The sequence below is a fragment of the Micromonospora sp. NPDC048907 genome (genome assembly GCF_055586885.1).
Genome location: NZ_JBVJHI010000005.1, coordinates 368,180 through 395,179, shown reverse-complemented (window position 1 = coordinate 395,179; position 27,000 = coordinate 368,180). Strand labels below are relative to the sequence as shown.

24 protein-coding genes and 1 pseudogene are annotated in these 27,000 nt (G+C 70.8%); 15 read left to right on the top strand and 10 right to left on the bottom strand.

Annotated features, from left to right (window positions below; all coding sequences use genetic code 11):
- Positions 1-78: 78 nt before the first annotated feature.
- A complete protein-coding gene (locus ACZ6PY_RS19850; RefSeq protein ID WP_466074168.1) occupies positions 79-1,914 on the bottom strand; it encodes an AMP-dependent synthetase/ligase in 1,836 nt (611 codons plus the stop codon).
- Positions 1,915-2,467: 553 nt separating this feature from the next.
- Here ACZ6PY_RS19850 and ACZ6PY_RS19845 point away from each other — a divergent pair.
- Together ACZ6PY_RS19845 and ACZ6PY_RS19840 are read left to right on the top strand one after the other, a co-directional pair.
- Positions 2,468-2,569: pseudogene (locus ACZ6PY_RS19845) on the top strand (YcxB family protein); the annotation flags it as partial.
- A gap of 202 nt (positions 2,570-2,771) precedes the next feature.
- Positions 2,772-3,851: an endonuclease/exonuclease/phosphatase family protein gene (locus tag ACZ6PY_RS19840; RefSeq protein WP_466074166.1), complete on the top strand. Its 1,080-nt coding sequence runs from the start codon at positions 2,772-2,774 to the stop codon at positions 3,849-3,851.
- Positions 3,852-3,976: 125 nt separating this feature from the next.
- Here ACZ6PY_RS19840 and ACZ6PY_RS19835 read toward each other — a convergent pair whose 3' ends face one another.
- From ACZ6PY_RS19835 to ACZ6PY_RS19825, 3 genes are all read right to left on the bottom strand, one after another.
- The gene (locus ACZ6PY_RS19835; protein WP_466074164.1) at positions 3,977-4,885 is read right to left on the bottom strand and encodes a hypothetical protein; all 909 of its coding nucleotides are present in this window, start codon (positions 4,883-4,885) and stop codon (positions 3,977-3,979) included.
- Between the two features lie 115 nt (positions 4,886-5,000).
- Entirely contained in the window at positions 5,001-6,686 is a 1,686-nt protein-coding gene (locus ACZ6PY_RS19830; RefSeq protein WP_466074684.1) for an ABC transporter ATP-binding protein, read from the bottom strand.
- A 41-nt stretch (positions 6,687-6,727) separates the two neighbouring features.
- Complete coding sequence (locus ACZ6PY_RS19825) at positions 6,728-8,551, bottom strand: ABC transporter ATP-binding protein (RefSeq protein WP_466074162.1); 1,824 nt, start codon at positions 8,549-8,551, stop codon at positions 6,728-6,730.
- A 249-nt stretch (positions 8,552-8,800) separates the two neighbouring features.
- Here ACZ6PY_RS19825 and ACZ6PY_RS19820 point away from each other — a divergent pair, with 249 nt between their 5' ends.
- Positions 8,801-9,211, top strand: coding sequence for a hypothetical protein (locus tag ACZ6PY_RS19820; RefSeq protein WP_466074160.1), 411 nt, complete (start codon positions 8,801-8,803; stop codon positions 9,209-9,211).
- 388 nt (positions 9,212-9,599) lie between these two features.
- Here the strand turns inward: ACZ6PY_RS19820 and ACZ6PY_RS19815 are convergent, their stop codons facing one another.
- The 3 genes from ACZ6PY_RS19815 to sigJ form a co-directional block, all read right to left on the bottom strand.
- A complete protein-coding gene (locus tag ACZ6PY_RS19815; RefSeq protein ID WP_466074158.1) occupies positions 9,600-9,743 on the bottom strand; it encodes a hypothetical protein in 144 nt (47 codons plus the stop codon).
- An 81-nt stretch (positions 9,744-9,824) separates the two neighbouring features.
- Entirely contained in the window at positions 9,825-10,850 is a 1,026-nt protein-coding gene (locus tag ACZ6PY_RS19810) for an NAD-dependent epimerase/dehydratase family protein (RefSeq protein ID WP_466074156.1), read from the bottom strand.
- Positions 10,847-11,788, bottom strand: coding sequence for an RNA polymerase sigma factor SigJ (sigJ, locus tag ACZ6PY_RS19805; protein WP_466074155.1), 942 nt, complete (start codon positions 11,786-11,788; stop codon positions 10,847-10,849). Before sigJ ends, ACZ6PY_RS19810 begins: the two co-directional genes overlap by 4 nt.
- A gap of 77 nt (positions 11,789-11,865) precedes the next feature.
- Between sigJ and ACZ6PY_RS19800 the strand changes: the two genes are divergently transcribed.
- Both ACZ6PY_RS19800 and ACZ6PY_RS19795 read left to right on the top strand, forming a co-directional pair.
- Positions 11,866-12,471 (top strand): YdeI/OmpD-associated family protein, encoded by a 606-nt coding sequence (locus ACZ6PY_RS19800; RefSeq protein WP_466074153.1) that lies wholly within the window; start codon positions 11,866-11,868, stop codon positions 12,469-12,471.
- 110 nt (positions 12,472-12,581) lie between these two features.
- Positions 12,582-12,965 carry a VOC family protein gene (locus tag ACZ6PY_RS19795; RefSeq protein ID WP_466074151.1) on the top strand — a complete coding sequence of 128 codons (384 nt, stop codon included), beginning with the start codon at positions 12,582-12,584 and terminating at the stop codon, positions 12,963-12,965.
- A gap of 37 nt (positions 12,966-13,002) precedes the next feature.
- On the opposite strand, the gene ACZ6PY_RS19790 is transcribed toward ACZ6PY_RS19795, so the two are convergent.
- On the bottom strand, positions 13,003-13,422 hold the full coding sequence (locus ACZ6PY_RS19790) for a hypothetical protein (RefSeq protein ID WP_466074149.1): 420 nt from the start codon (positions 13,420-13,422) through the stop codon (positions 13,003-13,005).
- 501 nt (positions 13,423-13,923) lie between these two features.
- On the opposite strand from ACZ6PY_RS19790, the gene ACZ6PY_RS19785 reads away from it, so the two are divergent.
- From ACZ6PY_RS19785 to ACZ6PY_RS19760, 6 genes are all read left to right on the top strand, one after another.
- Entirely contained in the window at positions 13,924-14,598 is a 675-nt protein-coding gene (locus ACZ6PY_RS19785) for an NBR1-Ig-like domain-containing protein (RefSeq protein WP_466074147.1), read from the top strand.
- Positions 14,599-14,862: 264 nt separating this feature from the next.
- A complete protein-coding gene (locus tag ACZ6PY_RS19780; RefSeq protein WP_466074145.1) occupies positions 14,863-15,726 on the top strand; it encodes a peptidoglycan-binding domain-containing protein in 864 nt (287 codons plus the stop codon).
- Between the two features lie 52 nt (positions 15,727-15,778).
- Positions 15,779-16,558: a peptidase inhibitor family I36 protein gene (locus ACZ6PY_RS19775; protein WP_466074143.1), complete on the top strand. Its 780-nt coding sequence runs from the start codon at positions 15,779-15,781 to the stop codon at positions 16,556-16,558.
- Positions 16,559-16,662: 104 nt separating this feature from the next.
- Positions 16,663-17,562 carry a peptidase inhibitor family I36 protein gene (locus ACZ6PY_RS19770; protein ID WP_466074141.1) on the top strand — a complete coding sequence of 300 codons (900 nt, stop codon included), beginning with the start codon at positions 16,663-16,665 and terminating at the stop codon, positions 17,560-17,562.
- Between the two features lie 408 nt (positions 17,563-17,970).
- Positions 17,971-19,098: a phospholipase D-like domain-containing protein gene (locus ACZ6PY_RS19765; RefSeq protein ID WP_466074139.1), complete on the top strand. Its 1,128-nt coding sequence runs from the start codon at positions 17,971-17,973 to the stop codon at positions 19,096-19,098.
- Positions 19,099-19,282: 184 nt separating this feature from the next.
- Positions 19,283-19,666, top strand: coding sequence for a hypothetical protein (locus ACZ6PY_RS19760; RefSeq protein WP_466074137.1), 384 nt, complete (start codon positions 19,283-19,285; stop codon positions 19,664-19,666).
- A 538-nt stretch (positions 19,667-20,204) separates the two neighbouring features.
- Here ACZ6PY_RS19760 and ACZ6PY_RS19755 read toward each other — a convergent pair.
- Positions 20,205-20,540: a VOC family protein gene (locus tag ACZ6PY_RS19755; protein ID WP_466074135.1), complete on the bottom strand. Its 336-nt coding sequence runs from the start codon at positions 20,538-20,540 to the stop codon at positions 20,205-20,207.
- The gene (locus ACZ6PY_RS19750; protein ID WP_466074133.1) at positions 20,537-21,121 is read right to left on the bottom strand and encodes a TetR/AcrR family transcriptional regulator; all 585 of its coding nucleotides are present in this window, start codon (positions 21,119-21,121) and stop codon (positions 20,537-20,539) included. Before ACZ6PY_RS19750 ends, ACZ6PY_RS19755 begins: the two co-directional genes overlap by 4 nt.
- A 98-nt stretch (positions 21,122-21,219) precedes the next feature.
- Between ACZ6PY_RS19750 and ACZ6PY_RS19745 the strand changes: the two genes are divergently transcribed.
- From ACZ6PY_RS19745 to ACZ6PY_RS19730, 4 genes are all read left to right on the top strand, one after another.
- A complete protein-coding gene (locus ACZ6PY_RS19745; protein ID WP_466074131.1) occupies positions 21,220-22,761 on the top strand; it encodes an FAD-dependent monooxygenase in 1,542 nt (513 codons plus the stop codon).
- Positions 22,762-22,794: 33 nt separating this feature from the next.
- Positions 22,795-23,448, top strand: a complete 654-nt coding sequence (locus tag ACZ6PY_RS19740) for a CatB-related O-acetyltransferase (protein ID WP_466074129.1) — start codon at positions 22,795-22,797, stop codon at positions 23,446-23,448.
- A gap of 353 nt (positions 23,449-23,801) precedes the next feature.
- Positions 23,802-25,340, top strand: a complete 1,539-nt coding sequence (locus ACZ6PY_RS19735; RefSeq protein ID WP_466074127.1) for an FGGY-family carbohydrate kinase — start codon at positions 23,802-23,804, stop codon at positions 25,338-25,340.
- The gene (locus ACZ6PY_RS19730; RefSeq protein WP_466074125.1) at positions 25,337-26,971 is read left to right on the top strand and encodes a fucose isomerase; all 1,635 of its coding nucleotides are present in this window, start codon (positions 25,337-25,339) and stop codon (positions 26,969-26,971) included. The genes ACZ6PY_RS19735 and ACZ6PY_RS19730 overlap by 4 nt, the downstream gene beginning before the upstream one ends.
- Positions 26,972-27,000 lie beyond the last annotated feature (29 nt).

Genomic DNA, 27,000 nt, shown 5'->3' with positions numbered 1-27,000 from the left:
AACCGGTGGGCGCGGGATGATCCACGAGGTGCGGGCGGCCGATCGCTGGGCTTCGACGAGGCCTCCTGTGCAGAACGGTCAGTGGCCGGCGTAGAGGGCTTCGATCTCGGCGGCGCAGTGCTCCTGCACCACCTCCCGCTTGATCTTCAAGGTGGGGGTGAGCTCACCGTTGGCCTCGCTGAAGTCGTCGGGCAGGATGCGGAAGGTCTTGATCGCCTCCGCCTGGGAGACCGGGCTGTTCGCCCGGTCGATCGCCGCCTGGATCTCGCCGCGCAGGGCGGGGTCGTCGCGCATCTCCGCCACCGACGCGCGCGGGTGACCGTGCGCGGCCCGCCACCGCAGCCACGCCTGCGGGTCGATGGTGACCAGAGCCGCCGCGTACGGCCTCGCGTCGCCCACGAGCATGCAGTTGCTGACCAGCGGGTCCGCACGTACCCGATCCTCCATCGGTGCGGGCACGATGTGCTTGCCGGCCGCGGTCACGAGGATCTCCTTGGTGCGTCCCGTGATCCGCAGATAACCGTCGTCGTCGAGGCTGCCCAGGTCGCCGGTGCGGAACCAGCCGTCGGCGGTGAACGCCGCGCGGGTGGCGGACGGGTTGTTCCAGTACCCCTGGAACACGACCTGGCCGCGGACCAGGACCTCCCCGTCGTCGGCGACCGCCAACTCCACGCCCGGCAGCGGCCGGCCGACCGTGCCGATCCGCATCGCGGACGGCCGGTTCGCTGCCACCGCCGGCGAGGTCTCGGTCAACCCGTACCCCTCCAGCGGCGTCAGACCGGCCCCGCGGAAGAAGTGCCCGAGCCGCTCACCGAGGGGAGCGCCGCCGACGATCGCGACGCGACACCGTCCTCCGAGCGCCGCCCGCAGCTTCCGATAGACCAGCAGGTCGCAGATCCGCCGCGCCAGCCGGAGGGCCGGACCAGGGCCGGACGGGCGGTCCAGGGCCCGGCTGTACCGCACGGCGACCCGGTCCGCGACGGCGAAGAGGCGACCCTGGTGGCTCTCGACGGCCTTCTGTCGCGCCCGGTTGTACATCCTCTCGAACACCCGGGGCACCGCGAGGACGAACGTGGGCCGGTACCGACGTAGCTGATCCATCACGCCGCTCATGCTGGCGCTGTGCACCATGGTGGCCCGGGTCTGCACCATGCCCACCTGGATCATCCGGGCGAACGCGTGCGCCAACGGCAGGAAGAGCACCGTCGACGCCCGCTCGTGGAACAACTCCGGCAGCACCGCGACCGCGTTGCCGACGTCGAGGCGAATGTTGGAGTGCGTCAGCACGCAGCCCTTCGGCCGGCCCGTCGTCCCGCTGGTGTACACGATCGTCGCCACGTCCCCGCCCGACACCGCGCCGCGGCGGGCCTCCACCTGCTCGTCGTCGACGGTCCGGCCCGAAGCCGCCGCCTGTACCAGGTCGCCGGCGTCGATCTGCCACACCTGCCGAAGCCCGGGCAGCCTGTCCCGCACGCCGGTCAGCATCGCGGCCTGCTCGGGTGTCTCCACCACGCACGCCACGGCGCCGGAGTCGGCCAGGATCCAGGCCAGCTGATCGGCACTCGAGGTGTCGTACACCGGAACCGTCACCGCGCCGATCGTCCACACCGCGTAGTCGACGAGGGTCCACTCGTAGCGGGTGCGGCTCATCAACGCCACCCGTTCGCCCGGCGCCACCCCGGCGGCGATGAGCCCTCGCGCCAACGCCAGCACGTCGTCGCGGAACTGCCGGCAGGTCACCGCACCCGCGTCGCCGACGCCGGGCTGCCGCGCCGGCCACGACCGGACGTCCGGGTCCGGGCGCAGAAACTGCACCTTGTCCGGTTTCCGCCGCGCGTTCTCCCACACCACGTCGGCCAGCCCCACCGACTCGCCGCCGGTCACCTTCGGCTCCACCGCGACGCTGCCCCGCATGCCCCGTACGCCTCCTGGCTGTAGACCGATGCGTCCCTGCACGTCCAATCGGCTGCGCATCACCTTCCTGTGGAGCTGGTCGGGATCATGCGGGCCCGGCTCATGCGGGAAGTTCAGCCCTTTGTTCCGCACCCGCCTCGTCGCCGGTGCTCCGCCGCGCGATTGCCCGAGGCGTACTTGGCCAAACGCTCAGCTCCGCCATGGGGCCCGTTCATGGCTGGTGCCGGCGAGTAACCGCGCCGGGCGGCCATCGGGGCCCGGAGTGAGTGGACCACGGCTGATGTCGAGCGTTGTCTGGCACGACGCGACTGCGGCGGGCAGCTGGGCGCCTGGGCTGATCCACACCCCGACCCGCGTGCTCGCGGTGCCCGCACCCCGGCTGAGCAGCGCATTGTGGCTGGCTGCGGTGCTGTTCATCGCGGAACGTGCCGGTAAGGCGATCCGGGGCCCGGCGCGCGATGTCATGATCTTCCACGCCGCCTCGGCAGTGGGCGGTGGCAAGGGCTTCGCCGTGCACGAGGCGCTCGACCAGGCGGGGGCGGTTGCCGGATGCCGGATGCCGGCGACCGTGATCCCACGTCGCTTGATGTCCGCCGATCACGCCGAGACGTTGCGAGCCCTTATGGCCGAACCTGGGCTGCTTCAGCGTCGGTGACCTTATGTGCCGCGAAACGTTGGTCACGGACGGCAGCCGGGTCGCGGGTACCTGTATCCGGGCGTGCCGATCTACAGCAACGAGGCCTGGCACTACCAACTGCGCCCGGAAGCGATCGACGACGACTGCTGCCCGAGAATGTATGCCAACCCCTTCCAGGACCCGCGGATGCAGCAGTGGCCGGCGGTGAGCGAGGACGACGATGACGCAGGTGAACACGGCGGAGAGCGGGCAGGGCGGCGCCGGCCGTCGGGACACCGGCGCTGGGACCTGGCTCCCGCGCATCCGCCGGGCGGTACGCGCCGCCTCCCGGCCGGCCCCCTGGAAGCGCGGCCGGGTGCTCGCGGCGCTGGCGCTGCTGCTCGGGCTGCTCATGCTGCTGCACGCGCAGATCCCGAACCGGATCGGGAACCTCGGCAGCCTGGTGGAGACCTTCCTGCCGTGGTTCGGTCTGTTCATCCCCGTACTGCTGATCGGGGCGCTGTGGCGCCGTTCCGCCTCCGCGGTGGCCGCGCTGCTGCTGCCGGTGATGGTGTGGCTGAACCTCTTCGGCGGGCTGCTCAGCGACAAGTCCCACCCGGGCAGCCACCTCACCGTGGCCAGCCATAACGTCGGCGCCGGCAATCCCGACCCGGCCGGCACCGCCCGCGACCTGGCCGCCTCCGGGGCCGACGTGCTGGCCCTGGTGGAGCTGACCCCGGAGGACCGGGGCACGTACGAGAAGGAGCTGGCGAAGGCGTACCCCTACCACACGGTGCAGGGCACGGTCGGGCTGTGGAGCGAGCTGCCGCTGTCGGACACCCAGCCGGTCGACATCCAGATGGACGCCGGGCCGCTGGCGGACACCAAACCGGTCGACATCAAGATGGCCTACAACCGGGCGCTGCGCACCACGGTGACCACGAACCAGGGTCCGCTGGCGGTGTATGTGGCCCACCTGGGGTCTGCACGGGTGAATCCCAGGGCGGGCTTTTGGACGGCCCACCGGGACAGAAACGCACAGGCGCTCGGCGAGGCGATCGCCGCCGAGCAGAATGAGCGAGTGTTGCTGCTCGGCGACCTGAACGGCACCATGGACGACCGCGCGTTCGCCAGCATCACCTCGCAGCTGCGCTCGGCCCAGACCGCGGCCGGGGATGGCTTCGGCTTCAGCTGGCCGGCGAAGTTCCCGCTGGTGCGCATCGACCAGATCCTGGTCAGAGGGGTGGAGCCGGAGAGCTCGTGGGTGCTGCCGGCCACCGGCAGCGACCACCTGCCGGTGGCGGCCCGAATCAGCTGGTGAACCAAGGCCGGCGCTCCGCCTGCTGCCGATGGCGCACATTCCACCCGCATCCCCGCCCAAGCCGTACGGGATGGTCGTTCTGGGTTGGGATTTGGCGGGCGGAGCGAGACGGAGATGCCGCGGCCTCAGCGTGCGGCACCGCCCGGTCGACCTGGGTCGGTCCCGGAGGGCCGGTGACCGACGCGTGGAGCCCGTATCACTGGGGAGTTGCCAGACGCCGGGCGGAAACCCCGCGCCGCGCCGGCCACCGTATCGTCGGGATCGCGCTCGAGGGCCCGCCGGATGTGCGGCGGGATGACCTCGGATTTTGCCATCGCCAGTCGGACCTGCACCGAACGGTCGTCAACCAGGCGTTCCAGGTCGGCCTCGTCCAGCTGGACCGTGCGGACCAGCGCGGCACGGACGTCGACCACGGGGTCCTGGGCAAGCGCGCTGCGCTGCTCGGCGGTCGTCCGCGGGTTGCGGGCGACCCCCTTGCGTACGCGTGCGGTGCGATCGGCCATCAGAGCGGTGATCACGTCGGGGTCGCGGGTGTGGGTGGCGAGTCGTTCCCGTACCTCGGGGGAGACGTCGTCGATCAGGCTGGCGGCCAGATCGGGCTCCAACTCTCGCATCTCCGCGAGGAGGCCACGGAGCTCCTTGTCGGGTGCCTCTGACATCACCCGGCGAACCGACTCGTCGCAAGCCGGGTTGCCGGCGACCGCCCAGCGAACCCACCGGTCGGCGTCCTTGACGAGACGCAAGAGGTTGGCGACCGAGGTCGAAGGATTTCTTGCCACGGCCTCCCGGACCTGACGATCATGGTCCCGAGTCAGCGGTCGCAGTGCCTGCGCGGGTGCGTCGGCCCGGGCCGCGACCGCCTTACGGACCACAGCCGACGGGTCGGACGCCAAGTCGATGAGGCTCATCTGTGGCGTTGCGGGGTCCTGCGCGATGGCGAGCCGCGCGTCGACGCTCCCCCCGATCGCACGGTGGGCGGTGGTACCTGACCCGCTGGGGCGATCAGGCCCGCCGACGTCCTGCTGCTTCCCCATGGGCGCAATCATGTCACGGACTGACTGGGGCAGCGCGAGCCTGACCAGCGCGTTGACGATGGTCGAAGCGTTACCTCGCAGCGGCGCCCTTCGGTACGTCAGCTGCACGGACCTCTCAGCTGTGCCAGGAGCGCCAGAGGGAGGCGTAGGCGCCGTCGGCGCGGATGAGTTCGTCGTGGCTGCCGAGTTCGGTGATCCGGCCGTTCTCCATCACGGCGACCCGGTCGGCGTCGTGCGCAGTGTTGAGCCGGTGCGCGATCGCGATGACGGTCCGGCCGGTGAGCACGGCCGCCAGCGCGCGCTCGGTACGCCGGGCGGTGGTCGGATCGAGCGCGGCTGTCGCCTCGTCGAGGATCAGCGTGTGCGGGTCGGCGAGCACCAGCCGGGCCAGCGCGAGCTGCTGCGCATCGGCCGCCCCGAGTTGCCTGGCCCCGTCGCCGAGTTCCGTGTCGAGGCCGTCGGGCAGCTCGGCGTGCCAGTCGGCGCCGACGGCGACCAGCGCGGCTCGCATCTGTTCGTCGGACGCATCCGGTGCGGCGAAGGCGAGGTTGTCGCGCACAGAGCCGATGAAGACGTGGTGTTCCTGGGTGACCAGGGCGATCCGGCGGCGGCGCTCGGCGGGATCCAGGTCGGTGACCGGGCAGCCGCCGATGCTGACCACGCCGTGTCGCGGCGCGTCGATCCCGGCCAGCAGCCGGGCCAGGGTGGACTTCCCGGCGCCCGACGGGCCGACGATAGCCAGCCGCTCGCCGGGCCGTACCTCCAGGTCGATGCCGTGCAGGACGTCGTGGCCGTCGGTGTACGAGAATCGGGCGCCGCGCACGACGAGCCGCTCCCCGGGTGGCGCGGAGGCCTTGCCGGGCGGCTCCGGTGGTACCTGGCCGACGCCGAGCACGCGGGCGAATGACGCGAAGCCGCGCTGCGCCTGTTCGGTCCACTGCAGGATCCGGTCCAAGGGCTCGATCGCCTGCTGGAGATATAGCGCGGCGGCGACCACTTCTCCGAGTGAAACCATCCCCTTGGACAGGAGGAAGCCGCCGACCAGCAGCACTGCGGCGATCGGCAACGGATAGCTGGCCTCCACCACCGTGTAGAACACGGTCCGTAGCGCGAGCGTCGCCCGTCGGGTGGCCCACACCCGGGCGATGCGCTCGGTGCCATGGACGATCCGATCGTCGGTGAGGCGCAGCGCCTCCACGGTGCGCGCGCCCTCGGCTGTGGTGGTCAGCGTCTCGGTCAGCTCCGCGGTGGCGGCGCCCTCGGCGAGGTAGGCGGAGCTGGCCCGCCTCAGGTACCAGCGGCTCGCCGCCCAGATCGGCGGCAGCCCGGCCAGCGCGACCAGGCCGAGAATCGGGTGCAGCAGGAAGATCGCCCCGAACAGCAGCGTCAGCTGCGCCGACGCGATGACGATGGTGGGCACGACGTCGCGGACGGTGGTCCCGACGGTTGACACGTCGACGGAGCTGCGGGTGGCGAGGTCTCCGGAGCCGGCCCGCTCCACGACGGAGACGGGCAGGCCCAGCGTCGTGCGGATGAACTCCTCGCGCAGCCGGGCAACCGCCCGCTCCCCGAACCGGTGACCGGCGTACTGGGCGTACCGGGAGAGCAGCGCCTGCACCAGAACGCATCCGCCGATCGCCGCCGCCAAGCGGTCCACGGTGGCGACGCCCGCGCCGGCGGCAACCTGGTCGACGATTGTGCCGAGCAGCCACGGCGTGGCGAGTCCGGCGATCGCGGCGGCACCGTGCAACACCAGCACGACGAGGACCGCGCGCCGGTCCCGGCCGACGAGGTCCAGCATCTCCCGTCGGACGGCGGCCCGGTCCGCCACCGGCAGCCGGCTCACCGCAACGCCCCCTTGGGCCCGGTGACGTCTTCGACGTTGAGGGCGTCGCCGCCCCGGGCCACCAACTGCCGGTAGCCGCGGTCCTGTTCGAGCAGTTCAGCGTGCGTGCCGGTGGCGACGATCCGGCCTTCGCTCAGATGCGCGACCGTGTCGGCGTGCCCGAGCAGCAACGGTGACGTAGCGAGCACGATGGTGGTCCGGCCGGCCCGTGCGACGCGCAGCCGCTCGGCGATCCGCGCCTCCGTGTGCGCGTCCACCGCCGACGTCGGGTCGATGAGGATCAGCACCTCAGGTTCGGCGAGCAGCGCCCGGGCCAGCCGTACCCGTTGGCGCTGGCCGCCGGAGAGCGTGCGGGCCCGGGTGTCGATCGGGGTGCCGAGCCCGTCCGGCAGCGCGTCGGCGACGTCCTCTGCCGACGCGATACGCAGGGCCGCCGTGATCCGGTGGTCAGCGCCTCCCTTCTGGGCGAGGGTGTCGCCGTTCCCTGCTCGGGTGCGGACGTCGCCGTTCCCCGCCGGGCCGTCGGCGCTCGACTCTCGGCCACGCAGGATGTCCCGTAGGGTCCCGGCGAAGAGGTAGGAATCGTGGTCGGCGACCAGGATCCGGGCGCGTACCTGGTCGAGTGCGATCCCGGTCAGCGGCACGCCGCCCCAGGTCACGTCGCTGACTACGTAGCGTCCGAGCCGGTCGGCCAGGGCGATGGCCTCAGCCGGGTCGTCGGCGGCGACGCCGATCAGCCGACCGTCGCGCACGGTCAGTCCGCAAGCGGGGTCGTACATGTCTGCGGGCCGTACCGGCGCGGACCTGGCGAGCGGCCGACGGGCACCGGGTACGTTTCCCGGCCCGCCCACGTCCTGCGGGGTCGGGCCGCCGACGTGGTCCGGGGTCAGGTTGAGCAGGGCGATGATGCGGCGGGCGGCGACGCGGCCCCGTATCACCCCGTAGCTTCCCTCGAGCAGGAACCAGACCGGCACGATGAGCGTCGCCACGTATCCGTAGACGGCGACCATTTGCCCGACCGTGATGTCGCCAGCGACCGCCATGCGGGCCGCGAGCCACACCACGGCCGCGAGGAACAGCCCCGGTATGGCGACCGTCAACGCGTCGATCCAGCTGTAGACGGCACCGACCCGATAGCCCTCGGCGAGCAGGTCCTGGGAGCGGGCGGCGTACCGGCGGGCGAACAGGCCGCGGCCGCCGACCCCGGCCAGCACCCGCAGCCCGGCCACGATGTCGCCGGCCCGGGTGGTGAGGGCGCCCTGCTGGTGTCGGTAGACGGACTCCGCCCGTTCGAGGCGGCGCAGCATCGGTCCGATGATCAGCGCGATCGCCGGCACGCCCAGCAGCACACACAGCGCCAGCAACGGGGAGACCGACCACAGCACGACGGCGATGACCGCGTACGCGATGACGGCGCCAACGCCCGGGCCGGTCATGGTCAGCACCTGCGACGTGTAGCCGATGTCGGAGCCGCCGACCGTGGCGACCTCCCCCGCGGCGAGCCGGCGCGGCAGCACAGCGCCGATACGAGCCAACTGGCGCAGCAGGGCCGCCGCGGAGCGGGCTGTAGCGTCCTCCCGGACGAAGGTCATCGTGCGGTGCCGCATGATGCCCAGGTACGACAGCCCCACCCCGGCGACGACGATTGCCGCGACCCATAGCAGCAGGGCTCGGGTGTCGTGCGCGCGCAGTCCGTCGTCGACGGCGCGGGAGACGAGGTACGGCCGGACCGACAGCCCGATCATCCACGCCGTGCCGACCGCGGTGCCGCGCAGCACCCGCCAGGGTTGGCAGCGAACGAGCCACCAGACGTAGCGCATCGGCCCCCTCGTGTCCGGCACACCGGGCTCGGGATGCGGAATCTGTGGGGCCACCCGCCAAAACTACCGAGCGGGCTGGTGACGTACCCACCCGATATCCCCGGGTTCGGTCGTGCATCATCCCGCGCGGGCCGCACTGCTGCTGAGCCTGCGGTTGGCCAGGAACCTAGGCCCACACGCGAGCGGCGCAGCCCGGCGACGTGACAGTCTCGTCAATGCGGATACGCGCGACAGGGAAGGTGGGACGGTATGACCGCTGACGAGATCGGCCGGCGCGACCCCGAGCCGCGGCAGGACCTGGTGCAGCGCTCGGCACCGTTCCTGCCCGTTGGCAGCGAGATCCGGCAGGTGTTCATCTGCCAGAGCGCACCGAACTTCTGGTTCTTCGTCATCACTTATCTCACCGGCCTGACGATGTTCTGGAACAAGTACCGGTGCTTGGCGGTCACCCGGGACGCCATCTACGTGTTGGACAGCAGCAAGCTGTCCGGCGGCGCCAGACCACAGCGGCTGGCGGGCACGATGCCACGTCATACCCGACTTGGTCCGGTCTCCGGCCGGTGGGGGCAGGTGAACCTACTCGGCGAGCGTCATTGGGTTCACAAACGCTTCCACGACCAGATCGCTGCCGCAGACGAGGAGACCGGCTTCGCCCCCTAGGTCACGACCCTAGATGGCGACCTGATGTCTTGGTCAGACGCGGCCGACGCCTGACCCGGTCGCGCTGCCGACCGACCGGCCGTACTACATCAATGGCCTGGCCAAGGACGGCGCAACCGAGTCGAAGCATACGCACATCAGCAACATGTCAAACACAACCTTCGAGGCTCAGCGGTGGCTGCTGGCCGTCGACAGACCGAGCCACACCGTCACGGCCATCTCAGAACGGACCTCCTGCTGGAGTACTAGCCGCTTCCGATCTCCGATGGTGCGCCGCCGGCCGGCAACCGCAATGATCGCGCTCGCCGTGCTTGCGCGGCTCAGCGAAAGGCGCCGACGGCGCTCGGCAATCCTCTGAACCGCCGTTCCGGGTGGTCGAGCTCGCCGGTCAGCAGCGCACCTCGGCCTCCTTCTGCGCCAGGTCGGAGATCCCGCCGAGGGCCCGGTTGAACACCGTCGGCGTGTTGGCGCCCGAGGACCAGACGTCCGGGCCGCTCAAGCACTGCAGGTCGCGCAGCATGCTTCTGGTCACGATCGAGGTGCAGACCTGGTACGAGTCGTGGTTCGCCCGGTGCTGCTGCCAACCGAGGCCGGAAGAACGACGCTCAGCACGTCACGGCACCACCTGGAAGCCCTGGCGCCAGGTGGGGTGGGTCGGGCGCCAGCCCAGTTCGCGCTTGGCCTTGGCGTTGGACGCGCCGCGCAGCTCGGTCATGAGCACGACGCCGGCCTCGCCGGCGGCCAGCCGTCCGATGAACCGCGGTACGCGCATCGGCTTCTTGGCGCCCAGCATCGCGGCCAGTTCCGGCAGCCAGTCGGCGACCGGGGCGGGGTCGTCGTCGACGATGTTGTAGATACCGCGGCGGCCCTTCTCCACCGCGGCGACCGTGGCCTCGGCGGCGTCGGCGATGTGGACGAACGACCACACCGCGCCGCCGTCGCCGACGACCGGGAACTTGCGCTTGCGGATCATCTCGAGCTGCGCGGAGCCTGGCGCCATGGAGGTGCCGGGCCCGTAGAACGCGCCGTAGCGCAGCACGATCCCTTCGGTCCAGGCGGCGCCCAGCACGGCCTGCTCCAGATGTTCGACCGCCGCGATCATCGGGGCCATCTGGCTGACCGGTGCGCGATCCAGGGGGTCCTGTTCGGTCTTGACCGGCCCGCCCGTCCGCGTGTAGGTGAACGCGCCGTTGCTCTGGGCGACGACCCGTCGTACGCCGGTGGCGCGTGCGGCCGCGAGGAGGTTGTCGGTGCCCTCGATCCGCAGCCGGTTGGTGGCCGCGAAGCTGCGGTCGAAGTGGCGGGTGTCGATGTGCCCGATGGCGGTCAGTTGGTGGACGATCACCTCCGGGGCCGCCTGGCGCACGGCCGCCTCGACCTGGGCGCGGTCCAGCGCATCGGCGATGACCGGCACCGCGCCCAGCTGTGCCGCCCTGCCCTTGTTGGATTCGCTGCGGATCATGGCGAACACCTCGTGTCCGGCAGCGACCAGACGCGGCACCAGCTCCGTGCCCATCGCCCCGGTCGCTCCTGCCACCAGCACCCTCATCGTCGGCTCCCTTGCTGTCCGGTTCGGATCTGTCACTTGAACCGGATGGCCCGCCGATTCCTGACAGGAGCCGACGGTGATGCGGGTCACATCATGATCAGGGGCTCCCCATGGTCGGCCGCCGCCCATCGCTCGGTCGCGCGGGCGAGCTTGTCGGGATTCGCCTGGGTACGGCAGGCAGTGATGCCGTCGGCGGTGACCTCCAGGCACATGACGGCGACGACCCGGCCGTCCGCGACCGCGACCACGGCGGGTTCGCCATTGGCGGCCCAGGCGTAGACCTCGGGCGTGCCGCCGACGATGGCGCGCTTGGCCTCGGCGGGCTTGAACAGGCCCCACAGGAACCTCGCGACCGCGACGGCCCCCTCGAACGCCCTGGTGCGTGCCGGAACCTTCCCCCCGCCGTCGCCGATGGAGATGGCGTCCCTGGTGAGCAGGCGTACGAGCTCGTCGGTCCGGCCGCTGGTGGCGGCCGCGAGGAACTCCGCGGCGATCCGCTGGGCGGCGGACTGGTCGATGTCGGTGCGGGCCTTGCCGTGCGCGACATGCTTCCTGGCGCGGTGAAAGATCTGCTGGCTGGCGGTCTCGGTGATGTCGAGGATCTCGGCGATCTCGCGGTGCGGGTAGTCGAAGGCCTCCCGCAGCACGTACACGGCCCGCTCGTTGGGGGACAGGCGCTCCATGAGGGTGAGGACCGCGTAGGAGACCGATTCGCGCTGTTCCGCGGTGTCGGCCGGGCCGAGCATCGGGTCCCCCGCGAGCAGCGGCTCGGGGAGCCACCGACCCACGTAGGTCTCGCGACGGGCCCGCGCGGAGGTGAGCTGATTCAGGCACAGGTTGGTGAGCACCTTCGTCAGCCAAGCCTCGGGGACCTCGACGCGGTCGACGTCGGCGGCCTGCCAGCGCAGGAACGTCTCCTGCACGACGTCCTCCGCCTCGTCCGCGGAGCCGAGGAGACGGTAGGCGATGGCCTCCAGACGGCGCCTCGACAGCTCGAACCGGTCGACGTCATCCACCGTCAGGGGCATGACCTGATCATATTCCCGCCACGCCTCCAGCTGATCACGCCCCACTCGGGGGAACGGCAGAGCGATAGCCTGCTGGCATGGGGAGCGCCGAACTGGATGAGTTGATCGTCGCGGACGCCGACGCGCTGCGGGTGTGGTTGTCGGCCAACCACGCCACGTCGCCCGGTGTCTGGCTCGCGCTGACCAAGAAGGGCGGCACGGTCACGACGCTGACCTGGCAGCAGGCGGTCGACGAGGCCCTGTGCTTCGGTTGGATCGACGGGCAGGCCCGTAAACGGGATGAGGAGACCTCCTGGATCCGGTTCATCCCTCGCACGCCCCGCAGTTCCTGGTCGCAGCGCAATGTCGCGCACGTGGCCCGGCTGGAGGCGGAGGGACGGATGCAGCCTTCAGGTCGCGCCGCGGTGGAAGCCGCGAAGGCGGACGGGCGCTGGGAGGCCGCCTACGCCCCGCCGTCGGAGGCGGAGGTGCCGGCCGACCTGCTCGCCGCCATCGCCGCCAACCCCGCCGCCCAGGCCATGTTCGACGTACTCACCAAGACCAACCGGTTCGCGCTCATATACCGCGTCAACGCGGTCAAACGGGCGCAGACCCGCGAGCGGAAGATCGCCGAATTCGTGGCCATGCTCGCCCGTCACGAGACGATTCACCCGCAGAAGGCCAAGCCCTCGACGTCGCCGTGATCGACAACGTCATGAATGGCAACTGACCTGCCGCGAGGCGCGCCGACGCCGGTAACCGACGTCCGGGCGTACCGATGACAGCGGGCCCTGGCCCCGCGTACCTTGGCGCGATGGCGACCTACTGGACCCTGGGGTGCGACGCCGACGATCCCCAACGGATCGCTGCCTTCTGGGCGCTTGCCCTCGGGTATGTCAAGGAGCCCGGTTTCGACGAGCCCGACAACGCGTCCATCGTCGATCCGCACGGCAGGGGACCCGCCATTGGCTTCCTGAAGGTGCCCGAGGGCAAGTCCGCCAAGAACCGGATGCACATCGACGTCCGGGTGGCCGGGCCCGGCCCCTGGGACATGGCCGAGCGTGCACGACTGATCCAGCAGAAGGTGCCCGAGCTGGTGGCCGCCGGCGCGACAGTGCTGCGCGAGGAATGGTACGGCGACACCCTGGGACACGTCGTCATGCGGGATCCCGAGGGCAACGAGTTCTGCGTCGCGTGAGGCTCGGAGGTCCGGCTGCCGGAGCCCTGTTCACCGGTCAGCAGCGCACTTCGGTCTCCTTCTGCGCCACGTCGGAGATCCCGCCGAGGGCCCGGGTGCACACCGTCAGCGTGTTGGCGCCCGAGGACCAGACGTCCGGGCCGCTCGAGCACTGCAGGTCGCGCAGCGTGCTTCCGGTCACGATCGAGGTGCAGACCTGGTACGCGCCGTGGCTGGCCCGGTACTGCTGCCACACGTACGTGTATGCGTAGTTCTTGCCGCATCCCTTGTACTGCTTGACCGACGCGGCGGTCTGTCCGCCGACGGTGACGTACGCCGTCGCGCCGATCTGCACCGAGCTCGCGCAGTGCGGGTTGGTCTCGGCGGCCTGGGCGGGTCCGGCAACCGCCAGCGCGGCGGGCACCGCCAGCCCGGCAGCGGCGAGGATGCGGACCCCACGTCGGGAAAGGCTCTTCATCGATGACCTCCTTCAGCGCACCGGGATCTTCTCGCCCGGTGTCGTCGTCCACGACATTGATGACCGACGACGCCGTTCGGTAGCCTCTTACACGCTCTGACAACGTCTGACGCCGGCGTCTGACATGGGGGACACATGGACAACCAGCGTGCTGCGGGTGAGTTAGGTCCGGACCGCGTGGCCGCCGAGAAATTCGCCGAACAGCTGCGGACACTGCGAACCGGCGTGGGCAATCCGTCGTTCCGGAAGATGGCCGGGCGGTCGGGCCGGATCTCGCACACAACGTTGCACGAGGCTGCCGCGGGGACCAGGTTTCCCTCCTGGGAGACCACGCGCGAGTTCGTCCGGGCCTGCGAGGCCGACGAGGCGCAGTGGCGGTGCCGCTGGGAGGATGCCCAGCGCCCGGGAACAGCCCACGCCGGTCCGGACGGAACCCGGACGCCTGTCGACGCCGACTCCCGGACCGGGGCCGGCAGGTCCGACGCTGTGCCGACTCGCGTCGTGACCGCCGAGACATCGCGGGCCGTGACCCCCTCGGCGAACGGTGGGCCCGTCGTGGCCGGCGTCGCCACGTCCGCCGACCTCGTGCCGGCGGGCCCACGCGCGCTGCGGGTCGCCGAGCACCTGCCGGCGGTGCCGGACGAGGTCGCGGGTGCGCGACGGCACCCCCTGCCGTGGCTCGCCGCCGCGGCGACCGTGGTGGTGGTGGCGTTGGTCGCCGCCCTGGGCATCGCGGTCCGCGGCCGGTCGTCCCCCGGCGGCTCGGGCGCCGTGGCCGCGTCGCGGTCCCCGTCGCCGCCGGCGTTCTCCGACGCGTTGATTCCCGGGGACTCGAGCAAGTTCGTCGCCGACGTCACCATCCCCGACGGTACGCAGGTGAAGGTGAACGCCCGATTCGAGAAGGTGTGGGCGCTCAAGAACGTGGGATCGGTCGACTGGCACCACCGCTTCCTCGCGCGGACTAACCCCACCGCCGGCGATGACGACTGCCAGACGCCGGATCGGGTGGCGATCGGCGACACGCCGTCCGGCGAGCAGGTGATGATCAGTGTGGTGGTCACCGCGCCGAACCGCCCGGGGAAGTGCTGGGTCAGCTGGAAAATGGTCGACGAGCACGGGCAGGAGTTCTTTCCCACCCGCCGGCCGGTGTACTTCATGGTCACCGTCACCGCCTGAGCGCGCCCGGCGGCGGCCGCCGCCGAGCCCGCCGAGCCGCCGCCCCGGTCGATCTCCCGGGTCCCGGGTCGCCCCGACCGGTGTCAGCGTGCGCCCGCTCGATGTCAGCCCCGGGCGTCGCCCAAGCTGACAACACCGCATTCATCGAGGTCGGCGACTGCCTGACGGATCTGACAGGACACCGGGGGTACCGAACAGCACGTCTCCTCTCGCAGGGTGATGTCCGTTCCGAACGAGACTCGCCAGCTACGAGGAGGACCCACCTTGCGCCGTCCCTGGTTATCCGTCGGGCTCGCCGCGCTCTGTGTGGCCGTCGGCGTCCCGGCCCATGCGTGGGCCGCGACATCCGGCGCCACAGCGCAGCGGACCGTCACCACGGCCGCGCGGCCCGCCGTGGACATGGAGGCCACCGTCCTGGCCGCCCAGATCGACCCCCGCCGCGCCGACAACACACTGACCCCGGGCGCGAAGAGTTCGGTGCTCGCCGTGGAGCAGGCGCTCCAGGCTTCGAACCTGCTGGACGCGCAGTGGGTCGACGGCTACTTCGGCACCCAGACCGTCGCAGCGTACGCGGCCTACCAGCGCTCGCTCGGCTACACGGGCCTCGCCGCGAACGGGCTGCCCGGCACGACGTCGCTGACGAAGCTCGGGCTGAACCGGTACACCGTCGTCAGGACGATCGGCCCGGGCGCGAAGGTCCAGCGTGACGGGTACGTCGTCGACGCCCGCACCCAGGCGATGCTGGCCGAGGCGCAGCGTCTGCTCGGCTTCACCCTGGTGCTCGAGCAGGGCTCGTACAACCCCGGCGGCGACCCGACCTCGGCCGGTACGCACGACGGCGGGGGTGTGGTGGACATCGCGGTCACCGGCATGACCGCGGCCAGGCGCACCGCCGTCGCCCGGGCGCTGCGCCAGGTCGGCTTCGCCGCCTGGGTCCGTGACCCCAGCCAGGGTGACTGGCCGTGGCACATCCACGCCACGGCGATCAACGACACGGACCTGTCCAGCCAGGCCCAGCACCAGGTCGGCGACTACTACCTCGGCATGAACGGCCTGGCCAACCGCGGCCCGGACGACGGCCCCCAGGTCCCGATCGTGACCTGGGAGCAGTACCAGCGCGGGCAGTGACACCTGCCCGACCCGACCCACGACCACCGCTCACTGTCAACGAGAGGACACCATGAACATCCGCAAGAACCTCGCCGTCGCCGGCGCCGCACTCGCCATGACCACCTCCATCCTGACCGTCGCCTCGCCGGCCCAGGCGGCGTCCCGCGACGGCGTCTGCGACAGCGGCGAATTCTGCTACTACTACAACAGCAACTACGCCGGCTCCATCTCGGACTTCACCGGGTCGATCGAGGACTACGGCACGACCCAGCCGTCCTGCTACGAGTTCAAGGGCGCGGGTGCCGGCCAGGGCCTGTGCGTGAAGAACAACGCCGCGTCGGTGTGGAACCGCACCAGCAAAACCGTGGTGGTCTACTACAACAGCAACTTCGCCGGTGCGAGCCAGTCGTTCGCCGCCGGGGCGAAGGCCAACCTCAACGCGACGTTGAAGAACAACAACGCCTCGCACATCATCGGCGGCACCAGCGGCACCTACCCGGCCGACCCGCGCGCCGCCGAGGCCGTCGCGTTCGCGAAGGCGCGGCTCGGGCACACCGACTGGAACAACGAGTGCGAGCTGTTCGTCGAGCGGGCGTTCGGCACCAGCGGCCGGTTCGCCACGGCCCGCACGCACTACCAGTGGCAGAAGGACAACGGGCGCATCCACACCGGCTCGGTGCCGCCCGCCGGAACGGCGGTGTTCTTCACGTCCACCACGTCGGCCGGGCACGTCATGCTCTCCATCGGCGGCAACAGCGCCATCAGCACCGGGCCGACCGTCTACCAGACCAACACGTTCCGGGACCGGTCCGACTACCTGGGCTGGGCCTACGTCCCGAGCGGCTGGTGACCCGCATGCGCTCACAGGTCCACCTGAGCGCCCAGCCAGCTTCCCGCACACGCGTCACTGCTGATCGGCGGCCACGGATGACCATCCTGAGAAGATTTCCGGCCATGCTGGCCGTCCTGGTGGCGGTGCTCGTCGGCGTCGCGGTGGCGCCGGGCGCGGCGTCCGCCGCCGCCCGCGACGGGGGCTGCGACAGCGGCGAGTTCTGCTACTACTACAACAGCAACCAGGCCGGCTCCATCTCGGACTTCACCGGCTCGCTGGACGACTACGGCACGACCCAGCCGACCTGCTACGACTTCAAGGGCGCGGGCGCCGGCCAGGGCGTGTGCGTGAAGAACAACGCCGCGTCGGTGTGGAACCGGACCGGCAAGACCGTGCGGGTCTACTTCAACAGCAACTTCGCCGGTGCGAGCCAGGACTTCGCCGCCGGGGCGAAGGGCAACCTCAACGCCACGCTGAAGAACAACAACGCCTCGCACGAACTGCTGAGCGGGCCGACGGGCTGCAGCACGGACGGCACCAACAGCACGCTGCCGAGCACCATCCTGGTCTACCGGGTCAGTCTCGGCCGGGTCGACCGGGTCGACTTCAAGACGTACGTCAAGAACGTCCTCCCGAACGAGTGGGTGCCGAGCTGGCCGAGCGCCTCGCTGCAGTCCGGTGCCATGGCCGTCAAGAGCTACGGCTGGTACTGGGCGCTGCACTCGACCCGCAAGACACCCGGCGGTCAGTGCTACGACGTCCGCGACGACACCGGCGACCAGGTCTACCGGCCGTCGTCGGCGCAGGCGTCGACGTCCGCCGCGGTGGACAGCACCTGGTCCACCCGGATGACCCGCAGCGGCAACATCCTGCAGGCCCACTACTGCGCGACCACGACCGCGTGCGGTGGCTGGGTGACGGGGGACTGGCTGTCGCAGTACGGCTCGCGTGATCTCGCGAACTCGGGCAAGAGCTACCAGGCGATTCTGCGCTACTACTACAGCGACGTGGTCATCTCCTGACGTCACGTGCGAACCGTGCCGCCCGCCGCAGATCCGCGGCGGGCGGCACGCTCGTGGTCGAGGCAGGTCTCGCCGCCACCCGCCGGCCGGTGCGATGCGCTACGGCGACCTCGCGGTTCGCTGGTTCGTCGCCGGCCTCGACCCGGACAGCATCCGCCTCGCCCTCCTCCTACCGCTATCGGCAGGACTCCGGAGCGGACAGCAGGGAGTAGTAGTACGGCAAGGGCGCCTGCGGAGAATGATGCCAACAGGCATTGACTTATGGAAGGTTTCCTCCAACGATGCCTATCCATGAGTATCAGTCGGTGGGGTGCCTCGGTCCGTCGCACGCTGGTGTGTTCTCTGCTCGCCGGGTCGCTCGCGGTGTCCACGGGCGGGGGGCCGGCGGCCGCGGCGGCACAGGCGGATGTGTCAGCGGCTTCGGCCACCCTGGCCGGCTACCCGGTGTGGGCGCACTTCAGCAACCCGACCGCTGGACGCGACTACACCATCCTCACCGAGCTGCAACGGCTGATCGACGCCACGCCGGCCGGGGCCACGATCAGGGCGGCCATCCACTCCCTCAGCGTCGACTCGGTCGCCGACGCGCTGGTGCGGGCCCAGACCCGCGGCGTCACCGTGCTGGTGGTCCTCGACGGCAAGAACGCGACCTCGACCGACCCGGCCATCACCACCGTCAAGCAACTGGCCAACCACCAGTTCTGCCTGAACAGCAGCGGCGGTCACGGCTGCATCAGCACCAGCGCCGCGGGGGACATGCACACCAAGCTGGTCACCTTCTCCAGCACCACCGACCCGAACGGCGTCGCCCGCGGCAACGTCGTCTGGTTCGGGTCGAGCAACCTCACCTACGCCACCGGGCCCGACGCGTTCAACAACGCCATCACCGTCTACGGCGACGCGGCGCTCACCGCCGGCCTGAACGCGAACTTCACCGACCTGTGGAACCGGCGGCACTACAGCGGCAATGACTACTACGACTCCGCGTCCGGTCGGGGCTACTACCAGGCGAGCGCGGCCGACGCCTACGCCTCACCCGAAGGGGCGGGGCAGACCGACACCATCGCCACCCGGCTCAACGACCTGACCCCGGACGCCAACTGCCGGCTGCGAGTGGGCATGGCGTCGGTGACCACCGGACGCCCGCAGATCGTCAGCCTGGTCGGCCGGTTCCGCGCCGCCGGGTGCAAGGTCTGGATGGTGATCGGTACGAACGCCGACGGCGGCATCGCGATGAGCCAGTCGGTCTACAACGAGCTGCTCGACGCCGGCGTGTCCATCCGACGCAAGGACAAGGTGCACGACAAGTTCTTCGCGGCCTACGGCCGGTACGGCAACGCCTACCAGTACCGCGTCTACACCGGCTCACAGAACTGGACCCAGGACGCGCTGAACGAGAACGACGAGATCTTCGTCAAGATGGCCCCCGAGACCGGCACCACGCACCCGCTCTACGACGCCTACTACACCCACTTCAACGACGCGTACAACACCGGAGTGACCTGCGCGAAGAGCAGCTTCCCGTGCCGATCCTGACCCCCGGGTTGCGGCAACACGTCGCCGGCCGGGTCTGGCTCCTCCGCCGGGGGGACGAATGGCCTCTTGCGCCCGACCGTCCCCTGGGTTCGGCGCCTGATGGCAGCCGGACGCCGCGGCTTCAGGCCGGACCACCTCACGAGCGCACCGGCTCCGGCCGGTCCACGGCGGCGACCGTCAGGAGGTGACCGGCGTCGTCGTACCCGTGGGGCTCGCCGGTGGCGACGCCGGGTCGCTGGACGCGGAGCCGCTGGGCGCCGGGCTGCTCGGCCCCGGAGTGCCGCTCGACGGCTTCGGACCAGGGGTAGACGGGGACGGGGTGGGAGTGCCGGACGGGCTGGGGGTGCCGGACGGGCTGGGGGTGCCGGACGGGCTGGGGGTGCCCGACGGGCTGGGCGGGGCGGTGGTCGGGGGCAGCGAGGGGGCACCGGTCGATCCGGGCGTCGGCTTCGTGGTCGGTGGTCTGGTGGCCGGACTTGTGGCCGTCGGTTTCGGTGCGCCGGTCGCCGGGGGTGGAGTCGCCGGGGCGGCGGTCGGCTGCCGCACCGACTCGGTCCGGGCGACCTGATCAGTCGGCGCCGGGATGTCGGTGGGAGACGGGCCGGAGACGACGGCGGCACTGGGCGTCGCCGGGGGATCCGGCGTGGGGGTGGCCGGTGCCGGCCGGAGGCCCGGCGCGCCGGCGGCCGGCGCCGGCGCTGTGCTGCCGGGGTCGGCCTCGGCGTCTCCGATCAGCGCGAAGCCGAGACCCGCTCCGCCGACCAGCAGGGCGGCGAGGGCTCCGGTCGCGACGGGTAGCGCGGCGGAACGGGGTGGGCGGGGACGCCGGTGGGCGGGCAACGAACGCTCCTGACCTGCTGGGATGGGGCTGGCGCGACAACGCCGACCCATGACCCTGCCGCCCGCCGTATGCGACCGCCAACGGCCACACGGCGGAGGTGACCGGGATCACCACCAGGCAGGCAGGTGGCGGCCGAAGCAACCACCAGACCGACATGTCGGACGAGTGCACTGATGCGGCGGAGGCCATCGCGCTGCTGCGGCTCCGGGGGTCCTCACCTGTTTCAAGATCCCAGCCCCGTCACCAACGTCCGTGGACAGGACGCCTAGTTCTGCGGGGCCAGAGTGCGTAGAACATCGAACTCATTGCCCTCGGGGTCGGCCATGACCACCCAGTTGCGGTCCGAACCCTGGCCCGCATCCGTCGTGGTGGCGCCGAGGCTGAGCAACCTGGTCACCTCGTCCCTGGTGCTGCCGTCGATGGGGCTGACGTCGAGGTGAAGCCGGTTCTTGGAGGTCTTGCCCTCGGGCGCCTGGATGAACTGCAGGGTGGGCGGCATCTGGCGGGCCCGCACATCCTCGACGGTCGGCAGCCAGGAACCGATCTCGACCCTGCCTTTTCTCCGGTCGATCACCTTGAAGTCCAGGACCGCGGCCCTCACAGGCTTGATGAGGATTTCCCCATGCCGGTGAACAGGGCGCGGAGGACCCGGTCGACGTACTCGTGAGTCAGGGGTTCCTGGGTAATCAGGAATTGGAAGTACAGCGGCCCGGAGAGGATCGCCATGGCCAGGCTCAGGTCGAAGTCGGGCGACAGTTGGCCTTGGTCACGTGCCGCTTCCAGTCGGGCGACGGTCATGGCGGCTTGCGGAGTGATGAAGCGCTCGTTGAGCGCGGCGGCGAGCTGGGGGTCATGCTGGGCCTCGCCGACCAGGGCTTGGTAGAGCGGGCCGAAGGGCGGGTTGCCCATGAGGTCGACGGCCGCATGGATCTGCGTGCGCAGGTCGGCGAAGATGTCGCCCGTCTGGGGGTAGTCCAGGCTGGATCTGTGCAGCGAGAGCAGCGAGTCGAGGAGTAGGGCTCCCTTGGATGGCCACCTGCGGTAGATGGTGTGCTTGCCCGCGCCGGCTCGGGCCGCGACCGCTTCGATGCTGAGCTTGGCGTAGCCGATCTCCTGGCCCAGTTCCAGCGTGGTCCGCATGATGACCTCGGTCCGGGCGGCGCCGCGACTGGGGCTTGTCATCTCACCACCATACCGGCACGGCACGTGCCGTGCTTGACGGCATCCCGGTCGGTACGCTTTCCTTTCGGCACGGCACGTGCCGTTCTGGAGGGAAGTTCATGGATGTTGATGTGATCATCGTGGGTGCCGGCCCGACCGGCCTGATGCTGGCCTGTGAACTGCGCCTGGCCGGGGTGCGGCCGCTGGTGCTGGAGCGGCAGCAGCGACGCCGGGACACCCCGAAGGCCGGTGGCCTCGGCGGACAGATTCTGGAGCTGCTGCGCCACCGTGGCCTGCTGGAGCGATGCGAGGCCGCCTGCAGCGGCCCCGTCCCGGCACCCCGGTTCCCGTACGGCGGCGTCCACCTCGACCTGACCGGGCTCGTCGACCCCCCGCTGCGTGCTCTACCGCTCCCGCAACAGCGCCTCGAAGAAGTGCTCGACGAGCGTGCCGGCGAGCTCGGTGTCGAGATCCGCAGAGGGCACCAGGTGACCGGGGTGGAGCAGGACGAGGCCACCGTGACCGCGGAGGTGGTCGGCCCGGACGGACCGTACCGGGTGACCGCCGGCTACCTGGCGGGCTGCGACGGCGCCCGCAGCCGAGTCCGGGCGGGGGCGGGCATCGCTTTCCCGGGCACCGCCTATCCGGAGGTCAACCGGCTGGCCCAGTTCACCTTTTCCGACACGGTGACCGTGCTCGCCAACGGTGATCTCGACGTCCCCGGCTTCGGCACGGTCCGCGCGGGCTTCACCCGCACGGACCGAGGTCTCCTCGGCGTCGGCGCGTCGCCCAATTCGCCCGTCGTCTCCCTCTACACCGCTGAGGACGAGAGCACGGAGTACGACGATGACACTCCGATGTCCACGACCGAGTTCCAGGACAGCTTCCGTCGCGTCCTGGGGGCGGAACTCCCGATGGGCGAAGCGATCCGGCTGTCGCGGTTCACCTTCAAGGCCCGGCACGCCGAGCATTACCGGAAAGGACGCATCCTGCTGGCCGGTGACGCGGCTCATCTGTTCCCCGCGACCGGCGTGGCGATCAATGCCGGCATGCTCGACGCGGTCAACCTGGCCTGGAAGCTGGCCGCCGCGGTCCACGGCTGGGCGCCGGACGGTCTGCTGGACACCTACCACGACGAACGGACCCTGGCTGGCGCCCGCACCATGCTGCACACCCGGGCCCAGGTGGCGATGCGGCGCGGAACCGACCCGGCCGCCGAGGCGCTCCGCGAGGTCTTTCAGGAGCTACTCGCCGACGAGCAGCCACTGCGCCGCATGGGGGCGCTCGTCGCCGGCTCCGACATCCGCTACCCGATGCCCGGTTCCTCCGGCCACCACCCCTTGGTCGGAGCGTTCGTCCCCGACCTCGCCCTGCACGGCGACCGGGCAGTGACCGGCCTTGGCGAACTCCTGCACACCGCTCGGCCCGTTCTCCTGGATCTCGCCGACCGCGAGGATCTGCGCCGGGCGGCTGGAGGCTGGCGGTCCCGCGTCGATGTCCGCACAGCCAGGACCGACGACCGCCCGGCCGACGCCATTCTGATCCGCCCGGACTCGCACGTCGCCTGGGCAGCAGCCGTCGAGGAATCGGCCGCTCACGCCGCGCCGGCGCTGCGCGAAGCGCTCACCCGGTGGTTCGGTGTCCCCGAGAACAACTCCTGATGTCGAAGGCCCTCCGGAAGGAAGCGATCACACATGCCATCCACTCCCGCCGACCCGACCGTGCTGTACCCGATGCCCGACCAACCGCGGGTCGTGCTGCTCAAGGCACTGGTGACCTCACCGCTGATCACCGTCGGGGAGTTCACCTACTATGACGATCCGGAGGACCCGACCGCCTTCGAGACCCGCAACGTCCTGTACCACTACGGGCCCGAGAAGCTCGTCATCGGCAAGTTCTGCGCGCTGGGCGAGGGCGTGCGGTTCATCATGAACGGCGCAAACCACCGGATGGACGGCCCCTCGACCTTCCCCTTCCCGATCATGGGCGGTTCCTGGGCCGACCACTTCGACCTCATCACCGGCCTGCCCGGACGGGGCGACACCACGGTGGGGAACGACGTGTGGTTCGGGTACGGGACCATGGTGATGCCCGGCGTCCGCATCGGTCACGGAGCAATCATCGCCTCCGGCTCCGTCGTCGTTGACGACGTCCCCGACTACGGCGTCGTCGGCGGCAACCCCGCCCGGCTGCTGCGCCGCCGCTACAGCGACGCCGATATCGACCGACTCCTCGCGCTGGCCTGGTGGGACTGGCCGCTGCCGCACCTCACCGAACATCTCCCCACCATCATGTCCGGCACCGTCGACGACCTCGAAGCCGCTGCCTCAGCCCCTTCCCCGCGCTGAGAGTCGAGCCGTCAGCATGCCCCGCTCATACTTCGGCGTCCCGTTCACCGACTGGCTTCGCTAACGCGCGTGCCGCTCGCCCACCTGGACCCCGAGGGGACGTGAGCGGGGAGCCGCGCTCCGGTGCTGTGCCGGGTTCCGGGCCGGCATCCCGAGGGGTCGGCGGGGTGGCCGCGTCAGGGCCCCGAAGCGAGTTAACGATTTCCCGTCCGTGCCGACTTTTTCAGACCGTGCTGCCACCTGCGCTCATCAGGCGATACGCCAGCATGCCGGCTTGCGTGCTCCGACCCGGTAGGGGAGGACGCCGATGGATCGGTCTTGATTCGGAAATCGATTGCTGGAACAGTGGCGCCATGAAGGTTGCGGCCGTCCTGGGCGTCGACATCGGCACATCGAGCAGCAAGGGTGTCCTCGTCGACACCGACGGCCGGGTCCTTCGCTCGGCGACCCGGTCGCACGAGGTGAGCCGCCCACGACCGGGCTGGGTGGAGATGGACGCCGACGTCTGGTGGCAGGAGTTCGTCGCGCTCAGCCGGGAGCTCCTCGCACCGGGCGACGTCGACGTCGTCGCAGTCGGCGTGAGCGGCATGGGGCCGTGCGTGCTGCTGACGGACGCCGCGAGCACCCCGCTGCGTCCGGCCATCCTCTACGGCGTCGACACCCGCTCGACCCAGCAGATCGCCCGCCTCGCCGAGCGTTTCGGCGCGGAGGAGATCCTCCGCCGGTGCGGCTCGGCGCTGTCCAGCCAGGCGGCGGGCGCCAAGGTGGCCTGGGTGGCCGACAACGAACCGGAGGTCTTCGCCCGGGCCCGACGGCTCTTCATGCCCAGCTCGTGGCTCGCGTGGAAACTCACCGACCAGTACGTGCTCGACCAGCACTCCGCGAGCCAGTGCACACCGCTCTACGACACCGAGAGCCAGGACTGGTACGCGCCGTGGGTCACGGAGATCGCACCCGAGCTGGTCCTGCCGCCGCTGCGCTGGCCCGGCGAGGTGGCCGGGACGGTGACGTCGCGCGCGGCGGCGGAGGCCGGCCTGCCGGCGGGCGTCCCGGTGATCACGGGCACCATCGACGCCTGGTCGGAGGCGATCAGCGTGGGCGCCCACGGCGTCGGCGACCTGATGCTGATGTACGGCACCACGATGTTCCTCGTCCACACGGTGACCGCCCGCCTGACGAACCCGTCGCTGTGGGGCACGGTCGGCGCCCTGCCCGGGACGCGGAACCTCGCCGGCGGCCTGGCCACCTCGGGCGCGATCACGGCCTGGCTGCGCGAGCTGTTCGGCTCACCGGACTTTCCCGAGCTGCTCCGGCTGGCCGAGGCCTCCGGTCCGGGCGCGAAGGGGCTGCTCATGCTCCCGTACTTCGCGGGGGAGCGCACCCCGATCCTGGATCCGCAGGCCCGTGGCTTCGTCGCCGGCCTCACCGTCTCGCACACGCGCGGGGACCTGTACCGCGCCGCGCTCGAGGCCACCGCTCTCGGCGTACGCCACAACATCGAGACGATCGAGGCGAGCGGCGGGGACATCCGGCGGGTCGTGGCGGTCGGCGGCGGCACCCAGGGCGGGCTGTGGACCCAGATCGTCTCGGACGTCACCGGGCGTGCCCAGGTCATCCCGTCGCAGACCATCGGCGCGAGCTACGGAGCGGCGTTCCTCGCCGCGCGGACCGGGTGGCCCGTCTCGATCGAGGCGTGGAACCCCGTCAAGGAGATCCGGCAGCCCCGAGCCGAGCTGGCCGCCGACTACGACGAGCTCTACGGGCTGTACCGGGAGCTGTACACGAGTTCCAAGCGGGTCGCGCACGCGCTCGCTGCACGTCAGGACCGTCTGATGGCCGCCGGCCCGCCGGCGGCCAGCGACACCCCACGCACCGAAGGAGTCGCCCCATGACCCGTTACCCGCTGCCCGTGCTGGCCGAGCCGCCCGCCGCGGCGCCCGGCACCGTCTACACGGTGGCCAGTGGCGATCTCCGGCCCCGCGCGAACGTCACGTGCTGGCCCACCCAGCAGCAGCTGGAGGCCGACCTCACGGCCGCGGTCAACGCACTCGGCTGGAAGGTCGAGCGTGGCCACGCGTTCGACCCGGACAAGGGCCACGGTTTCATCGACAGCCAGCGGGCCGGGATCGAGGTCTTCAAGAGCATCCCGGTCGACGCGCCGCTCATCGTGGTCGAGGCGGTCTGGCAGTACAGCCACCACGTCCTCGCCGGCCTGCGCAGCCACCGGGGACCGATCCTCATCGTGGCCAACTGGAGCGGCGAGTTCCCGGGCCTGGTCGGCCTGCTCAACCTCACCGCGAGCCTCACCAAGGCGGGCGTGCGGCACTCCGCGCTGTGGAGCCGGGATTTCACCGACGACTGGGCGGTCAACGGGCTGCGCACCTGGCTGGAGAGCGGCGAGCTGCGCCACGACACCAGTCACGTCCGCGATCTGCCCGCCCTTCCGGACGACGCGGAGGTCGAGCTCGGTCGCGCCCTGGCCGCGCAACTGGCCCGCGAGAAGGCCATCATCGGCGTGTTCGACGAGGGCTGCATGGGCATGTACAACGCGATCTTCGACGACGAGCTGATCAACCCGCTGGGCATCTACAAGGAGCGGCTGTCGCAGAGCGCGCTGGTCGCCGAGATGGCGCGGGTCACCGACGAGGAGGCCCACGCGGTCCGCCGCTGGCTGGACGAGGCCGGGATGACCTTCCACACCGGCACCGACGAGGCGACCGAGCTCACCGACGCCCAGCTGACGAGCCAGTTCAAGATGTACATCGCCGCCCTGCGCATCGCGGACGACTTCGGCCTGGACGCGGTCGGCATCCAGTACCAGCAGGGGCTGAAGGACACCGTCCCGGCCAGCGACCTGGCCGAGGGGCTGCTCAACAACGTCCAGCGGCCACCGGTACGCAGCCGCGACGGCAGCCGCGAACTGTACCCGGGCGCGCCGCTGCCGCACTTCAACGAGGTCGACGAGGGGGTGGCCGTCGACTCGTTGGTCACCAACCGCATCTGGACCGCCATGGGCCTCGACCCGGCCACCACGCTGCACGACATCCGGTGGGGGGAGACCTACGGCGACGACTTCGTCTGGGTGTTCGAGATCTCCGGCTCGGTGCCGGCGTCGCACAACGGCGGGTACGACAAGTCGTACAGCATGCGGCAGCCGCCGATGTTCTTCCCGCTCGGCGGCGGCACCCTGAGCGGGGTCTCCAAGCCGGGCGAGATCGTCTGGTCCCGGGTGTTCATCATGGACGGCGGGCTGCACGTCGACCTCGGCCGCGCGACAGTCGTCGAGCTTCCGGAGGAGGAGACCCGGCGCCGGCTGGAGGCCACGAACCCGCAGTGGCCGATCATGCATGCCGTGCTGCACGGGGTCGGTCGCGACCAGCTGATGGCCCGCCACAAGGCCAACCACGTGAACGTCGCCTACGCGCCGGACGCGGAGACCGCCGACCGGACCCTGCGGGTGAAGGCCGCGATGTTCGCCGAACTCGGCGTCCAGGTGCACCTCTGCGGCGACGTCAACCTCTGAGTACGCGCTCGGCGACCCGGCCGGTCAGG

Excerpts from the sequence above, each read along its gene's own strand:
- ACZ6PY_RS19775 (WP_466074143.1), top strand. The coding sequence starts at position 15,779 with ATGAACATCCGCAAGAACCTCGCCGTCGCCGGCGCCGCACTCGCCATG.
- ACZ6PY_RS19830 (WP_466074684.1), bottom strand. The coding sequence starts at position 6,686 with ATGCTGGACCTCGTCGGCCGGGACCGGCGCGCGGTCCTCGTCGTGCTG.
- ACZ6PY_RS19825 (WP_466074162.1), bottom strand. The coding sequence starts at position 8,551 with ATGCGCTACGTCTGGTGGCTCGTTCGCTGCCAACCCTGGCGGGTGCTG.
- ACZ6PY_RS19850 (WP_466074168.1), bottom strand. The coding sequence starts at position 1,914 with ATGCGGGGCAGCGTCGCGGTGGAGCCGAAGGTGACCGGCGGCGAGTCG.
- sigJ (WP_466074155.1), bottom strand. The coding sequence starts at position 11,788 with ATGCCCCTGACGGTGGATGACGTCGACCGGTTCGAGCTGTCGAGGCGC.
- ACZ6PY_RS19840 (WP_466074166.1), top strand. The coding sequence starts at position 2,772 with ATGACGCAGGTGAACACGGCGGAGAGCGGGCAGGGCGGCGCCGGCCGT.
- ACZ6PY_RS19795 (WP_466074151.1), top strand. The coding sequence starts at position 12,582 with ATGGCGACCTACTGGACCCTGGGGTGCGACGCCGACGATCCCCAACGG.
- ACZ6PY_RS19740 (WP_466074129.1), top strand. The coding sequence starts at position 22,795 with ATGCCATCCACTCCCGCCGACCCGACCGTGCTGTACCCGATGCCCGAC.
- ACZ6PY_RS19735 (WP_466074127.1), top strand. The coding sequence starts at position 23,802 with ATGAAGGTTGCGGCCGTCCTGGGCGTCGACATCGGCACATCGAGCAGC.
- ACZ6PY_RS19770 (WP_466074141.1), top strand. The coding sequence starts at position 16,663 with ATGCTGGCCGTCCTGGTGGCGGTGCTCGTCGGCGTCGCGGTGGCGCCG.
- ACZ6PY_RS19820 (WP_466074160.1), top strand. The coding sequence starts at position 8,801 with ATGACCGCTGACGAGATCGGCCGGCGCGACCCCGAGCCGCGGCAGGAC.
- ACZ6PY_RS19750 (WP_466074133.1), bottom strand. The coding sequence starts at position 21,121 with ATGACAAGCCCCAGTCGCGGCGCCGCCCGGACCGAGGTCATCATGCGG.
- ACZ6PY_RS19800 (WP_466074153.1), top strand. The coding sequence starts at position 11,866 with ATGGGGAGCGCCGAACTGGATGAGTTGATCGTCGCGGACGCCGACGCG.
- ACZ6PY_RS19835 (WP_466074164.1), bottom strand. The coding sequence starts at position 4,885 with ATGGGGAAGCAGCAGGACGTCGGCGGGCCTGATCGCCCCAGCGGGTCA.
- ACZ6PY_RS19730 (WP_466074125.1), top strand. The coding sequence starts at position 25,337 with ATGACCCGTTACCCGCTGCCCGTGCTGGCCGAGCCGCCCGCCGCGGCG.
- ACZ6PY_RS19745 (WP_466074131.1), top strand. The coding sequence starts at position 21,220 with ATGGATGTTGATGTGATCATCGTGGGTGCCGGCCCGACCGGCCTGATG.
- ACZ6PY_RS19790 (WP_466074149.1), bottom strand. The coding sequence starts at position 13,422 with ATGAAGAGCCTTTCCCGACGTGGGGTCCGCATCCTCGCCGCTGCCGGG.